The sequence below is a fragment of the Arthrobacter sp. 05L421 genome (assembly GCF_056397785.1).
This window is the reverse complement of sequence record NZ_JBFTOC010000002.1, coordinates 270,218-284,360: the sequence shown is the minus strand read 5'-3', so window position 1 is coordinate 284,360 and position 14,143 is coordinate 270,218. Positions and strand designations below refer to the sequence as shown.

General features: G+C 67.1%; 14 protein-coding genes. 3 read left to right on the top strand and 11 right to left on the bottom strand.

The window, feature by feature from the left end:
- Nucleotides 1–87: 87 nt before the first annotated feature.
- From AC1DKQ_RS04245 to AC1DKQ_RS04230, 4 genes are all read right to left on the bottom strand, one after another.
- Nucleotides 88–1,389 (bottom strand): MFS transporter, encoded by a 1,302-nt coding sequence (locus AC1DKQ_RS04245; protein ID WP_476883322.1) that lies wholly within the window; start codon nt 1,387–1,389, stop codon nt 88–90.
- Nucleotides 1,386–1,841 carry a MarR family winged helix-turn-helix transcriptional regulator gene (locus AC1DKQ_RS04240; protein ID WP_476883321.1) on the bottom strand — a complete coding sequence of 152 codons (456 nt, stop codon included), beginning with the start codon at nt 1,839–1,841 and terminating at the stop codon, nt 1,386–1,388. The genes AC1DKQ_RS04245 and AC1DKQ_RS04240 overlap by 4 nt, the downstream gene beginning before the upstream one ends.
- Before the next feature lie 611 nt (nt 1,842–2,452).
- The gene (locus AC1DKQ_RS04235; protein WP_476918371.1) at nt 2,453–3,631 is read right to left on the bottom strand and encodes a thiolase family protein; all 1,179 of its coding nucleotides are present in this window, start codon (nt 3,629–3,631) and stop codon (nt 2,453–2,455) included.
- Nucleotides 3,632–3,710: 79 nt separating this feature from the next.
- Nucleotides 3,711–5,171 (bottom strand): class I adenylate-forming enzyme family protein, encoded by a 1,461-nt coding sequence (locus AC1DKQ_RS04230; protein ID WP_476918295.1) that lies wholly within the window; start codon nt 5,169–5,171, stop codon nt 3,711–3,713.
- Nucleotides 5,172–5,229: 58 nt separating this feature from the next.
- Between AC1DKQ_RS04230 and ypfJ the strand changes: the two genes are divergently transcribed.
- A complete protein-coding gene (ypfJ, locus tag AC1DKQ_RS04225; RefSeq protein ID WP_476918294.1) occupies nt 5,230–6,117 on the top strand; it encodes a KPN_02809 family neutral zinc metallopeptidase in 888 nt (295 codons plus the stop codon).
- A 71-nt stretch (nt 6,118–6,188) separates the two neighbouring features.
- Here the strand turns inward: ypfJ and AC1DKQ_RS04220 are convergent, their stop codons facing one another.
- The 7 genes from AC1DKQ_RS04220 to AC1DKQ_RS04190 all read right to left on the bottom strand — a co-directional run bounded on the left by AC1DKQ_RS04220 (nt 6,189) and on the right by AC1DKQ_RS04190 (nt 12,247).
- Entirely contained in the window at nt 6,189–6,797 is a 609-nt protein-coding gene (locus tag AC1DKQ_RS04220; protein WP_476918293.1) for a hypothetical protein, read from the bottom strand.
- A 217-nt stretch (nt 6,798–7,014) separates the two neighbouring features.
- Nucleotides 7,015–7,347 carry a metal-sulfur cluster assembly factor gene (locus AC1DKQ_RS04215; protein ID WP_056434018.1) on the bottom strand — a complete coding sequence of 111 codons (333 nt, stop codon included), beginning with the start codon at nt 7,345–7,347 and terminating at the stop codon, nt 7,015–7,017.
- Nucleotides 7,348–7,360: 13 nt separating this feature from the next.
- On the bottom strand, nt 7,361–8,158 hold the full coding sequence (gene sufC / locus AC1DKQ_RS04210) for a Fe-S cluster assembly ATPase SufC (RefSeq protein ID WP_476883317.1): 798 nt from the start codon (nt 8,156–8,158) through the stop codon (nt 7,361–7,363).
- An 88-nt stretch (nt 8,159–8,246) separates the two neighbouring features.
- Nucleotides 8,247–8,606 (bottom strand): non-heme iron oxygenase ferredoxin subunit, encoded by a 360-nt coding sequence (locus AC1DKQ_RS04205; protein ID WP_223917407.1) that lies wholly within the window; start codon nt 8,604–8,606, stop codon nt 8,247–8,249.
- A gap of 31 nt (nt 8,607–8,637) precedes the next feature.
- On the bottom strand, nt 8,638–9,924 hold the full coding sequence (gene sufD / locus AC1DKQ_RS04200) for a Fe-S cluster assembly protein SufD (RefSeq protein ID WP_476883316.1): 1,287 nt from the start codon (nt 9,922–9,924) through the stop codon (nt 8,638–8,640).
- Nucleotides 9,924–11,387, bottom strand: coding sequence for a Fe-S cluster assembly protein SufB (sufB, locus tag AC1DKQ_RS04195; protein ID WP_476883315.1), 1,464 nt, complete (start codon nt 11,385–11,387; stop codon nt 9,924–9,926). The genes sufD and sufB overlap by 1 nt, the downstream gene beginning before the upstream one ends.
- Nucleotides 11,387–12,247 carry a helix-turn-helix transcriptional regulator gene (locus AC1DKQ_RS04190; protein WP_476883314.1) on the bottom strand — a complete coding sequence of 287 codons (861 nt, stop codon included), beginning with the start codon at nt 12,245–12,247 and terminating at the stop codon, nt 11,387–11,389. The genes sufB and AC1DKQ_RS04190 overlap by 1 nt, the downstream gene beginning before the upstream one ends.
- Nucleotides 12,248–12,359: 112 nt before the next feature.
- On the opposite strand from AC1DKQ_RS04190, the gene AC1DKQ_RS04185 reads away from it, so the two are divergent.
- Nucleotides 12,360–13,328, top strand: coding sequence for an ABC transporter ATP-binding protein (locus AC1DKQ_RS04185; RefSeq protein WP_476883313.1), 969 nt, complete (start codon nt 12,360–12,362; stop codon nt 13,326–13,328).
- The gene (locus AC1DKQ_RS04180; protein ID WP_476918292.1) at nt 13,325–14,137 is read left to right on the top strand and encodes an ABC transporter permease; all 813 of its coding nucleotides are present in this window, start codon (nt 13,325–13,327) and stop codon (nt 14,135–14,137) included. The genes AC1DKQ_RS04185 and AC1DKQ_RS04180 overlap by 4 nt, the downstream gene beginning before the upstream one ends.
- Nucleotides 14,138–14,143 lie beyond the last annotated feature (6 nt).

Sequence of the window (14,143 nt, the reverse complement as noted above, 5' to 3'; positions counted from 1 at the left end):
GATGCCCACCCACCGCGCCGAAGAATGGACATGCCCGACCGAGGCTGGCCTGGACATGTTCGTCCCCGGTGCCAGTAATTGGCGGCGTCAGGCGCCTCCAGGTTGGCCGGCAGCCTCGCGGTCCTGAGTCCGCCTGTTACGTGAGCGCTTGCTGACGACCACAGTCCGAAGTTGATCCCGCAGGGTCAAGCTGCTGCTCCGGCTGACCACGATCGCCGAGCACAGGCCGGTGAGCAGCACGATGGAGCCCCCGGCGGCTACCGACCAGCGCCCGCCGAATTCAGTACCGATCCAACCCATCAAAGGCGCCCCGAGGGCGGTCCCGCCCTGCAGGACCGCCAGATACAGCGCCAGCACCCGCCCCCGGAATTGCGGCTCCACCGAGAGCTGGATGCTCGTATTGCAGCTGTTCAGGAAAGTCATTGATGCAAGGCCCACCGGAATCAGGAGGGCTGCGTAGAGCCAAAACGAAGGGGCCACGCTGCCCACGAGCGTGAAGAATCCCAAGCCCAGGGCACCGCCGAGCACGAAGCGCAGCCTCGGACCGGACCTGCGGGCGGCCAGCAGCGCACCGGCCAAAGTCCCCACGGCCATGATGGAGCCCAGAAGCCCGAACTCCCCCGGCCCCATGCCGAATTCCGCGGTGGCCATCAGCGCGTTGGTAATGGCGAAATTCATGCCGAATGCTCCCAGGATCCCGACCATGACAAGGATGAGCACCAGGTCCCGGCGCCGTTTTACGTACGCCAAGCCCTCGGCAACCGGGTGTTTGCCGTTGCGGGCCGGCACTGTAGGGAACAGCCCGGACTCATGTATGCGCCACAGGGAGATGATGACCGCGGCGAAGCTGGCTGCGTTGAGCAGGAACACGGGTCCCGTGCCGACCCAGGCAATGAGCACACCGGCGATGGCGGGCCCGGTGAGCCGGGCCGTGTTAAAGGAAGCGGAGTTGAGCGCCACTGCATTTGAAATGTTGTCCTGACCCACCAGTTCGGAGACAAAGGCCTGGCGCGCTGGTCCGTCAATAGCGCTGGCCACCCCAAGGCATAGAGCCGCCACATAGACCTGCCACAACTGCGCTGAACCCGTTAGGACCAGGAGCCCCACCAGCAGTCCGCACAGGCCCATGGCCGTCTGCGTCCACTTTAGGATCGCCAGTTTGCGGTACCGGTCCGCAAGAACGCCCGCGTACGGTCCAAGGAGAAGCATCGGAAGGAACTGTAGTCCCGTCGTGATGCCGACGGCGGTACCGGAGTGGTCGGTCAACACCGTCAGCACCAGCCAGTCCTGGGCCACCCGTTGCATCCAGGTGCCGATGTTGGACACCAAGGCCCCGCCGGCCCACAACCGGTAGTTGCGGTTCCCCAGCGCCCGGAACATGACACTCATCTGGCGCTCAACTCCTGCATGATGCGAGCGGCACGGCTCAGCGTCAGACGGTCCTCGTCACTCAGCAGCGCGACCCGCTGGGCCAGCCATGCTGTCCGCTGGCTGCGGGCCTCGTTCAGGACGGACTCACCGGCCGGAGTAATCCAGACGAGAACCTGACGGCCGTCCTCGGGATGCTCTGACCGCGACACGAACCCTTGGTCGGTCAGCGCGTTGACTATCCGAGTCATCGACGGCGCCTGGACATGCTCCAGCTCGGCCAGTTCGCGAAGGGTTTGGGAGCTGCTTCGAAGATGTGCCAGGACTGTGTACTGTCCCGGCGTAAGAATGTCACCGCTTGCCTCGATGCGGAGCCGTCGGGACGTGCGCATGACGGCTGTCCGCAACTCGATCGCCAAGATGTCGGGTCGGATGCTATCCCCTGCGTGAGGGGAATCGTGGGTGGTGGTCATAGTGCCTCCAGGGCCGGCCCGGCCGAAATAGTTAGCCGCGCTAATTAGCATTGCTAACTACTATTCTACTCTTCTATCGAGAAAAGAGCACAGCCACTGCTGGTAGCACCAAGTCCAATCTGACTGCACCGTTCCAGCCGTGGTACGGGTGCGGTCGGACGGGGTGGGGTTCGGCGTCATTCAGCACCTCGCCCGGGTCACATCAGTGCGGTGGCTTTGGCGGGCGACCCGGTTCCCCCGGTGATGTTGAACGGCTTGATGCTGATGAAGGCGTCCCAGGTTCCGGTTGGCCAGTGGCCATGTCCCTTCCCAGTACTAAGGCAGGGCATGTCCGTGCCAGGCAGAGGGGCATGCGCTCCCCTGCCGCAACCGATGGACATGTGGCCCCTATGCCCACCAGACACGGCGAAGAATGGACATGTCCCTCCCCGGCGCCAGGACTGGGCATGTCCCATCCGCCGTCCCAGGACGGGGCATGTCCGCACCAGGCAGAGGGGCATGCGCTCCCCTGCCCGCAACCGATGGACATGTGGCCCCTATGCCCACCAGACACGGCGAAGAATGGACATGTCCCTCCCCGGCGCCAGGACTGGGCATGTCCCCCGGGAGGGTCAGGTGAAGCGCGTGTACCCGAGCAGCGCGGCCGTGCCCATGCCGCCCGCAATGCTGATCATCGCCAGGGCAAGCTGGCCGGGCTGCCCGGACCTGCGCGCCTGTGCCAGTAGCCGGGTAACCAGCACCGCGCCCGAGGCTCCATAGGCGTGGCCAAGAGCCAGGGCCCCGCCGTCGAGGTTGGCCTGCTCCGGATCAATCCCCAGCCGGTCAAAGCAGGCGAGGGTTTGAGCAGCGAAGGCCTCGTTGAATTCCACCAGGCCCAGGTCCGCGGCCGTCAGCCCGTGTGCCGCGAGGAGCCGTTCTGCGGCCGCGGCCGCGCCGATGCCCAGGAGCTGCGGCGCCACCCCGGCGGTGTCGGTTCCCAGTACGAGCAACCCGTCCGCGGCGCCCAGCCGGCGGGCATGTTCCACGGACGTGATGACCACGGCGGCGCCACCGTCGGCGTCGAAGCACGAGTTCCCGGCCGTCACCGTGCCCCCGGCGGCGAACACGGGCGGGAACCGGGCCATCAGGGCCGGGCCCAGACTCGGTCTGGGACCGTCATCGGCGGCCGCGGCCGCCCCGGAGCCCGCAGCGAGCGGCACGATCTCGCCGTCGAACGTCCCGGCGGCGGCGGCGGCCAGGGCGCGCTGGTGGCTGCGGAGCGCGAAGGCGTCCTGGCGTTCCCGGCTGATGCCGAAGTGGGCTGCAACGTTCTCGGCCGCCACTCCCATGTCGGGATCGCCGAGGCTGAGAGGCGCGAACTGGGCCCGGGTGTAGTACTCGGGGCTGCCGTCGTCGTTCCGGCGGGCCCGGAGCGGAGCCGTGCTGATGCTCTCCACGCCACCGGCCAGGTACAGGCCGCCGCCGCCCGCCGCGACCAGCCGGGAGGCCAGGACGATCGCGTCCAGGCCGGAGCCGCACTGCCGGTCCACCGTGACGCCGGGGACGGTGACGGGCAGGCCAGCCTCCAGCGCGGCGAGCCGGGCCACGTTCCCGCCGCCGCCTACGGCGTTGCCGATCACGACGTCGGTCACCGACTCCGGGGCGAGCCCGCCGCCCGCGTCGGCGAGCAGGCTGCGAAGCACCGGGGCCAGGAGTTCATGGGCGCGCAACTTCTTCAGGGCCCCGTTGGCCCGGCGGAGCGGCGTCCGGCGCGCGGCGATGATTACCGGCTGCCGGTCTTCCGGCAGCATCCCCGGGAGTGACGGTCCTGGGAACGGCAGCCCGGGTGAAGACGGCCCGATGTCAGATGACCCGTTGCCCACGCGCGGCTCAGCCAAGGCGCCGGATCCTGGGATCGTTCCGGGCCACCCAGTCGAGGAGCAGTTGCCGGCTGATCTTGCCGCGGTCCGTCAGGGGCAGCTCGGTCAGGGCGAAGTATTCCAGGGGGCGTTTGTTTCGGGCCAGCACATCGTCGATCCCGGATCTCAGCTGGGTGGCGGTGACCGCCCCGTGCGAGGGCACCACGCCGGCCACGACGCGCTGGCCGCGAAGGTCGTCGGCCATGCCGGCGGCCACGGCCGCCGCGACGCCGGGAACGGAGGCCAGCGCCATCTCGACTTCGTGCGGGTAGACGTTGGTGCCGGCGGTGATGATCATGTCGGAGCGGCGGCCCAGCATGTGCAGGGTCCCGCCGGAGAGGTACCCCTGGTCCCCCACGGTGTACCAGCCGTCGAAACAGCGCAGCGCCTGGCCGTCGTCGCCCCACAGGTAGCCGTTGCTGACCATGCCGCTGCGGACGCAGATGTTGCCGTCGCCGCCGTCCGGGAGCTCGGCGCCGTGATCGTCCAGGATGCGGATTTCGACGCCGGGAAACGGCTTTCCGATGCCGGTCCCGCCCGGCTCAACGGGTTCACCCGGACGCAGCCCGGCGCCCGAGACGAAGCTGAGTTCGGACGCTCCGTAGTATTCGAAAATGGTGGCATTCGGTGCCCAGCGCCGGGCCGCTTCCATCGTCCGGGCGTCCAGCTTGGAACCGGCGCAGATGATGCTGCGGATGCCGGAGGCGTCCACCCCGCCCGCCAGGCCGCGCTCACTGAGCAGCCGGAGCATGGTGGGCACCAGGACCAGCCGGGTGATGCCGTCGTGGCTGACCGCCGCGTGCGCGGCGCCGACGTCGAAGTGAGCCAGGCTGTGGAACTCCGCACCGGCGTACAGGCATTCGGCGAGGGCGTAGAGGTTCAGGCTTGCCGCGAGCGGACCGGGGGCCAGCGATCTGTCATCCTGCGTCAGGCCGAAGAATTCAATGGAGGCCTCGAACGATTCCTGCCACGACCGCCGCGAGCGGGTGAACGCCTTGGGTACCGAGGTGGTGCCGGAGGTCAGGCCGATCAGGAAGGAGGTGTCGGGCGGCCCGTCAACCAGCTCAGTGCACAGCGCTGCGGCCAGCCCGGTCCCCTGCGATCCAGGCGCCGCTACCGGCCCCGCCGGGCGAGGATCGGCCGGAGTCGCGGGCATCCCGGCGATGCGGGCGGTGATGCCGTCCTGCAACTGCTGCGGCCAGGCCGGATCCAGCACGGCGCACTGCCGCTCACCAGCGACGGCCGCCGCGAACGCCACGGCGAAGCGGGTTGAATTTTGCTCCGACAGCACGGTGATGGCAGGCGCCGAGGGCACCAGCGCCGCTGCCTGGTCCCGGAGACCGGACCAGCTGAGGTGCTCTCCGGCCACGACGACGGCTGTGTCGTCGGGACGGTCATCGGCCCAGCGCTGGAGTCTGTCGAGAAAGGGCATCGCACCAACTTTACCGCCGCCGGGCGCCCGGGCGGCTTGTGCGGGATATTGTGACTCCATGAGCTTTAACGACAACGCCCCGCTGGATCCGTCACAGGTCCAGGACCGCCGCGGGATGGGCCGCGGCCCCATGATCGGCGGCGGGATCGGTGGCGGCATCATCCTGTTACTGGCAGCCCTCTTCGGCATCAACCCCCAGCTTCTCGAAGGCCTGGCCGGCACCGCCCAGGACCCCCAGTCGCAGAGCCAGGGCTCCGCCCCCGCCTGCCGGACCGGCGCCGACGCCGACGCCCGCCTCGACTGCAGGATCACCGGCACGGTCAACAGCCTGAACGCCTTCTGGCCGGCCTACCTGGCGAAGTACAACACGAAGTACCCGCGGCCCGATGCCGTGATCTTCGCCCGCGCAACCAACACTGGCTGCGGCGCCGCCACCTCAGACGTGGGACCGTTCTACTGCCCCGTCGACACCACGGCATACTTCGATCCCGGCTTCTTCCAGGAACTCGTCGACCGCTTCGGCTCGTCCGGCGGCCCGCTGGCACAGGAATATGTGGTGGCCCACGAATTCGGCCACCACATCCAGAACATCCTGGGCGACCTCGATCGGGCTCAGCAGGATCCGCAGGGGCCAGGCTCGGGCGGTGTCCGGGTTGAGCTCCAGGCCGACTGCTACGCAGGGCTGTGGGCCCACTATGCAACCACGCAGCCGGACCCCAAGACCGGCCAGCCGTACCTCGAGCCCTTCACAAACAAGGACATTCAAGATGCCTTGTCGGCCGCTTCGGCCGTGGGCGATGACCGGATCCAGAAGGCTGCCACGGGCCGCGTCTCACCGGAGGCATGGACCCACGGCTCAAGTGCCCAGCGGCAGAAGTGGTTCTACCAGGGCTACAAGACCGGGGACATCAACAAGTGCGACACGTTTGCGGTGGCAACGCCGTAGCTCCAAACCAGTAACCCGAAACCCCGGGTCCCACGCCGGTAGTCCCGAAGCCATAGGTCAACGGCGTGGCCTCATCCGCGTCGCGGCCAGCGCTGGACCGGGACTTCGACGTAGTTCAGGAATCCGGCGTGGCCCAGGTGCCGGTGCTTCGGATGCCACACCGGACGGTACTCGTGCCCGAACGGATCGGTCACCCGGACCGTGTCCAGTTGGTGATTCCCGGCCAGGAGGCGGTCGACGTCGTCCAGTGCATTGCGCCGCGTCGCAAGCCCATCGATGTCCAGGCTCCATAGCCCCAACTCAGCATCCGTTCCGCGTTCCAGCTGCAGGGTCTCGAACAGTCCGGCCACCAGCCCGGCGAGCCCGGCCGATTCGGCGCGTTGGAGCCGGTGAACCTCCGGATGCACGTCGCGGGCGTCGGCCAGGGCCTGGCGCAGCCAATGGAATTCCACGGACCCCAGGGGCGGTCCCATCCGCAGGTGGCGGTGCTCGTCCAGCTCGAGCCTGAACGTGGTGGCGCTGCGGTCAATGATGCACCGGGCCTCGCCGACATATTCAAAGTCGGCGAGGAGGGCTTCCTTGGAGCGGTAGTAGGAGAATTCGCCGCTGTCCTCAACAACCACGAAGTCCCCGCCCGCGCCGGAGGGCCGCGATGCTGCAGTGGCTGCAGTGGCATCCATTCCGGTGCGCCTCCTGTTCGACTGTGTGCCGGATCTGCTGCTTGTGGCCGCGTGGACTTGTTGTCTTTATCAGACCACCGCCACGCTGTTAAGGGAACCGCCATCAGGGAACGCCAGAAGGCAAGACGACGGCGGCCCCGCCTCGGTGAGGTGGGGCCGCCGTCGTTCGCATCCCGGGCCGTGCCGGCCCGTCGGTGCGTAGCTATGCGTAAGGAGCTTAGATGTTGAAGCCCAGGGCGCGCATCTGGTCGCGCCCGTCCTCGGTGATCCGTTCCGGACCCCACGGCGGCATCCACACCCAGTTGAGCCGCCATTCATCGACGACCCCGTCCAGGGCCTTGCCGACCTGCTCCTCGATGACATCGGTGAGCGGGCAGGCGGCGGTGGTGAGCGTCATATCGATCAGCAGGGCGCCGTCGTCGTCTGAGTACTTCAGACCGTACAGCAGGCCCAGATCAACGATGTTGACCCCGAGTTCCGGGTCGATCACATCCTTGAGCGCCTCTTCGACATCCTCGAGGCCCGTGCGGGCCACATTGAGTTCGGTCATCGCGGAGTCCTAACTAGGCCTGGGCTGCAGCCGAGGCGGCAGCGATCGTGGCCGCCCCTGCGCCGGTGGCGTAGCGGTCATAGCCTTCTTCTTCGAGGCGGTCGGCGAGCTCCGGGCCGCCCTCTTCCACAACCTGGCCATCGACGAACACGTGCACGAAGTCCGGCTTGATGTAGCGCAGGATCCGGGTGTAGTGCGTGATGAGCAGGGTGCCCATGTTGCCTTCGCCGTGCGCGCGGTTGACGCCCTCGGAGACAACCTTGAGCGCGTCGACGTCGAGGCCGGAGTCGGTCTCGTCGAGGATGGCGAACTTCGGCTTGAAGAGCTCCAGCTGGAGGATCTCGACGCGCTTCTTTTCGCCGCCGGAGAAGCCTTCGTTGACGTTGCGCTGGGTGAAGTCGGCGTCGATGCGCAGCTGCGCCATGGCCGCCTTGACGTCCTTGGTCCAGGTCCGCAGCTTCGGCGCTTCGCCGTCGATCGCGGTCTTGGCGGTGCGCAGGAAGTTAGTCATGCTCACGCCCGGGACCTCGACGGGGTACTGCATGGCAAGGAACATCCCGGCGCGGGCGCGCTCGTCGACGCTCATCGCGAGGACGTCCTCACCGTCGAGGGTGATGGTGCCGGAGGTGACGTTGTAGCGCGGGTGCCCGGCGATGGTGGACGCCAGCGTGGACTTGCCGGAACCGTTCGGGCCCATGATGGCGTGCGTCTCGCCGGTCCTGATGGTCAGGCTGACGCCCTTCAGGATTTCCTTCGTGCCCTGCTCGGTGTCAATGCTGACGTGCAGGTCCTTGATCTCAAGAGTCGACATATGTCTTGTTCTCCTCTGCACCGTGCCCTCCGGCACCGTGCGTTTCTTGGCGATAAGTTTTCTTGTGCGAGTTGCCGGCTGCAGGCAGCTAGCTGAAGTTTGGAGCCTCGGCGCCGTTCAGGACGTTGGTGAAGTCCACGTAGACCTCGTCATCCAGGACGGTCACGGCAAACACTGGAACAGGATCATAGGCTGGCAGCTGCAGCGGCTCGCCGCTGCGCAGGTCGAACTGGGAACCGTGGCCCCAGCACTCGATCTTGCAGCCTTCGACTTCTCCTTCGGAGAGGGAGATGTCCGCGTGCGAGCACGTGTCGCCGATGGCGTGGATCTCCCCCATCGAGTCCTTCACGATCGCTACGGGGTAGTCGTCGATCAGGATCCGCAGCGCCTGCTTGAGTTGGATCTCGCTGGCGTTGCAGACTAGCTCGCCCTTTGGCTGTTCAGTCATTGATCTATTCCGTGTTCTCTAGTGCTGCGCACTAGTTGTCCGTTGCCGCAAGCTCGCGCTCGACGGCTTCCGTGAGGCGCTCTTCGATGGCCGGCACGTGGATCTTCTGGATGATCTCGTTCAGGAATCCGCGGACCACCAGGCGGCGGGCCACGTCTTCCGGGATGCCACGGGCCATCAGGTAGAACAGGTGCTGGTCATCGAATCGACCGGTGGCGCTGGCGTGGCCGGCGCCGGCGATCAGGCCGGTCTCGATCTCAAGGTTCGGCACGGAATCGGCGCGGGCACCGTCGGTCAGGACCAGGTTGCGGTTGGCCTCGTAAGTGTCGGTGCCTTCTGCTTCCTTGCGGATCAGAACGTCACCCACCCACACGGTGTGTGCGTTGCGGCCCTGCAGGGCGCCCTTGTACAGGACGTTGGACTTGCAGTTGGCCACCGCGTGGTCCACGAACAGGCGCTGCTCGAGGTGCTGGCCGGCGTCGGCGAAGTACAGGCCGAACAGTTCCACTTCGGCGCCCGGTGCAGTGAAGCGTGCCGAGGGCGTGACGCGCACAAGGTCGCCGCCGAGGCTGACGACGATGTGCTTGAACTTGGCGTCGCGGCCGAGCTTGACCTGCTGGGAGGAGGCGTGCACGGCGTCGTCGTTCCACTCCTGGAGCGAGATGACGGTCAGCTGCGCGCCGTCCTCCACGAGGATTTCGACGTTTTCCGAGACGACGGCGGTGCCCTGGTGGTCCAGGACGACGACGGACTTGGAGAACTTCTCCGCAACGATCACGATGTGCTGCGCGGAAGCCTCGGTGCCCTGGCCGGTCAGCAGTACGCTGACCTCCCCGTCCACCTGGACCTCGGACGGGACCGTGATGACGGTGGCCTCGGCGAAGTTCTCCCAGGCGTTCGCGGAGACGCGGTCCTCCGGGATGGCGGCGGAACCGATCCGGCGGTCGTCGCGGCCGACCGTCTCGACCCTGACGCTGTCCGGCGCCGTGACGCTCACGGACGGCGCGGCACCGTTGAGGACCTCGGTGTGCAGGCCGCGGAGGCGCTTGAGCGGGGTGAACCGCCAGTCCTCTTCCATGCCGGTCAGCGGCTTGAAGTCCGCCAGCTTGTAGGAGGTCAGGCGGCCGGCGCGTGAGCTGTCCGGAACACCGACGCCGCCGCCGTGCGAGTGGCGCTTGACGGCTTCGCCGGCCAGCGGCGACTTGGACTCGGCCGCGTTCAGCGGTGAAAGGCTTTCGCCCTCCTCGGTGAAACCGTTGATGAACGGCTGGGCTGAGGGCGCGCCGACGCGGGCCTTTTCAGTAGTGATGTCAGTCATTAACCGACCGATCCTTCCATCTGCAGTTCAATCAGTCGGTTCAGCTCGAGGGCGTATTCCATCGGCAGTTCGCGGGCAATCGGCTCGATGAAGCCGCGGACGATCATCGCCATGGCCTCGTCTTCGCGCATGCCGCGGGACATCAGGTAGAACAGCTGCTCTTCACTGACGCGCGAGACCGTGGCCTCGTGGCCCATGGTGACGTCGTCCTCGCGGATATCGATGTACGGGTACGTGTCCGACCGGCTGATGGTGTCCACCAGCAGTGCGTCACAGCGGACCGTGTTGGCCGAGTGCTTGGCGCCTTCGCGGACCTGGACCAGGCCGCGGTAGGCGGCACGGCCGCCGCCGCGGGCCACGGACTTGGAGACGATCGAGCTCTTGGTGTTGGGCGCGATATGGACCATCTTGGAACCGGTGTCCTGGTGCTGGCCTTCGCCGGCGAACGCGATGGACAGGGTCTCGCCCTTGGCGCCTTCGCCCACGAGGTAGACGGCCGGGTACTTCATGGTGACCTTGGAGCCGATGTTGCCATCGATCCACTCCATCGTGGCGCCCTCTTCGCAGATGGCGCGCTTCGTGACCAGGTTGTACACGTTCGTGGACCAGTTCTGGATGGTCGTGTAGCGGACGCGGGCGCCCTTCTTCACGATGATTTCCACGACGGCGGAGTGCAGCGAGTCCGAGGTGTAGATCGGCGCTGTGCAGCCTTCGATGTAGTGGACGTAGGAGTCTTCGTCCGCGATGATCAGCGTGCGCTCGAACTGGCCCATGTTTTCCGTGTTGATGCGGAAGTAGGCCTGCAGCGGGATGTCCACGTGGACGCCCTTGGGCACGTACACGAACGAACCGCCGGACCAGACAGCCGTGTTCAGCGAGGCAAATTTGTTGTCGCCCACCGGGATGATGGTGCCGAAGTATTCCTGGAAGATCTCCGGGTGTTCGCGCAGCGCGGTGTCCGTGTCCAGGAAGATGACGCCCTGCTGTTCCAGGTCCTCGCGGATCTGGTGGTAGACAACCTCAGACTCGTACTGGGCGGCGACGCCGGAGACGAGGCGGCTGCGCTCGGCTTCCGGGATGCCCAGCTTCTCGTACGTGTTCCGGATGTCCTCGGGGAGGTCTTCCCAGGTTGCGGCCTGTTTCTCGGTGGAGCGCACGAAGTACTTGATGTTGTCGAAATCGATGCCGGACAGGTCCGCGCCCCAGGTGGGCATGGGCTTGCGGTCGAAGTACTTCAGGCCCTTGAGGCGGAGGTCGAGCATCCATTCCGGTTCGCTCTTCTTGGCCGAAATGTCGCGAACAACGTCTTCATTGATGCCGCGGCGGGCGTTGGCGCCGACGTCGTTCTTGTCGGCCCAGCCGTACTCATACGTGCCGATTCCGTGGAGCTCGGGATTCTTTTCCAGAATCTCCGAAATCACAGTAGAGTCAGCAACCTTTTTCTCTGATAGTTGGTCCGTCATCACGGCCTTTCTTGGAGATGGTTGGATACTTCGTCCGGGTTGACCGGGGCTGCGGGACCGGGAGTCCCGACGGCGGCCGGACGGCCCGTAGGTATGTGGGTGGTGCAGACGTGGCCGCCGCGCGCCAGGGTGGATAGCCGGCGCACATCGACGCCGACCAGCCGGGCAAACATTTCCGTCTCCACGTCGCAGAACACGGGGAACTGGGCAGCCAGGTGCTGGATGGGGCAGTGCCCTTGGCAGAGCTGGACGCTGGAGAGCGCGGCCGGCAACGGCGCTTTGGCCACAAGTGACTGCGCCGAGGCCACGAAACCGTCTCGGCTCAGCGCCTCGGAGAGAGCCTGGGCGCGGGCCGTGATGTCCGGTCCGGCCTGCTCGATCTCGGGTGCGTAGCGGCGCTCCATATCGGCGAACCGCTCGACGGCGAACTCCCGCACCGCCTCGGGGCCGGCGGCCTCGCTGAGGCGCCGTAGTGCGACGGAGGCGATGTCGAGGTAGTCGTTGCCCAGGGTCGACTGGCCCTGGGAGCTCAGGACGTAGCGGCGGGCGGGCCGGCCGGCGCCGGCTCCGGCTCGGGCAACCCGCTTGACCTCGATCACTCCGCTGCGCGCGAGGTGGTCGAGGTGGCGGCGCACGGCAGCGGGGGTGAAGCCCAGGAGGTCGCCGAGTTCGGTGGCGCTAATGGGTCCATGCTCCAGCACCGCGTTCAGGACGCGGTCACGCGTGCGCTCTTCCGCGTCGTGGGTGTGGGTGCCGGCGGCCGCGGGAACGACGTCGGGTACGGCCGCCACGTGCGCCCAGGCGGACCCGACGCGCGTGGCGCCGCGCGCTGACGGGGCTGCGGACGCAGAGGAACTCATGGAATACACAACACAATCATGTCGTAATTTACTCCGGCATTCCAGTAAGGCATGGCTTGCCTGCGGGGCCCCCTCCGGGAAGCCGACGTACTACATCGCGTAGAATGCTGTGGTGCGATCTCCCGAATCCCCCGTTCTGACCATCAACGGGCTTGTCAAGGATGTTGGTCCACTGCCCACCCTCGACGGCAAGATGCTGCGCGTGGTCAGCGGCCTTTCCCTCATGGCCGAACGCGGCCAGGTCACGGCCCTGCTCGGTGCCAACGGCGCCGGCAAGACCACCACCATCGAATGCGCCCAGGGGCTCCAGAAGCGCACTGCCGGCACCATCAGCCTACTGGGCCAGGACCCGGATTCGGCCGGCGCTGGGCTCCGCGCCCGCGTGGGGGTCATGCTGCAGGACGGCGGCCTGCCGCCGTCGGCCCGGCCCATCCCCCTGCTCCGGCACATCGCCGGCATGTACCAGGACCCGTGGCCGGTAGATGAACTCATTGGACGACTGGGGATCGACACCTTCAGCCGCACCAATGTGCGGCGCCTGTCCGGCGGCCAGAAACAGCGCCTCGCCCTTGCCGCGGCGCTGGTGGGCAATCCGGAGGTGCTTTTCCTTGACGAGCCGAGCGCCGGCCTGGACCCGCAGTCCCGCCAAATGGTCTTCGACCTCATCTCCGAGCTGCGGAACAGCGGCATGGGCATCATCCTGACGACACACCTGATGGACGACGCCCAACGCCTCGCGGACTACGTCTACATCATCGACGCCGGCCGTAACGTGGCCGAGGGCACTGTCGCCGAGCTCCTGCGGCACCAGCTGCCCGCCGGCGACCCGGCGCAGCACATCCGCACCCTTCTGTTCGAAACCGAACCCGGACTGGACTTCACCGGCGTGCTGCCTGACGGCGTCGACGTCACCGAGGCGCGGGCCGGCAGTTACGCCGCGACCGGCGCACTGACCCCCGCCGACCTCGCCGCGATCACCGCATGGTGGGCCGCGCGCGGGATCATGCCCAGCTCCCTGAGCCTTGAAGCCCGCAGCCTCGAGGACGTCTTTTTGGACATCTCCGGAAGGGAGATCCGATGACCCGCGTAACAGGTGGCGCCCCGCTGGAAAGCGCACACCGCGCCAGCGCGCCCCGTACCGCGCATGGCAGCGCCCCCGCTTCCTTGTTGCGCCGCATCCTGCTGCAGGGGCAGTACGAAACCGTCACCATGGTCAGAAACGGCGAGCAGCTGATCCTCGCGATCGTGCTGCCGCTGCTGGCGATGGTCGGCCTGACCGTGACGCCGCTGCTGGACGGACTCGGTTCGAGCCGCATCAACGTCGCCGTGCCTGGCATCCTGGCCCTGTGCGCCATGTCCACCGCTTTCACCGGGCAGGGCATCGCCACCGGCTTCGACCGCCGTTACGGGGTCCTGCGCTTTCTTTCCACCACTCCCCTGGGCCGCACCGGACTGATTGCGGGGAAGGTCCTGGCCGTCCTGGCCGTCCTGTTCCTGCAGGTGCTCATCGTGACAGCGGCGGCCCTCATGCTGGGTTGGCAGCCCAACCCCGCCGGCTGGCTGCCCGGCCTCGCCATCCTGGTGCTCGGGGCCGCAGCCTTCACCGCACTCGGGCTCCTGGTCGCCGGGACAGTCCGGCCGGAGGCGACCCTGGCCATCACCAACCTGCTCTGGATCCTCCTCGGCGCGCTCGGCGGAATCGTCATCCCGGCCGAACGGCTCCCCGCGCTGGCGCAGGCCATCGTGCATTTCCTCCCCTCCGGCGCGCTGGGCCAGGCGCTAAGGGATGCCTTCCTGCACGGCAGCGTCAATGGTGCCGCCGTGCTTGTCCTGCTGCTCTGGACGGCGATCGCCGGCGGCGCAGCAACCCGTTGGTTCAAGTGGAATTGAGAAAAC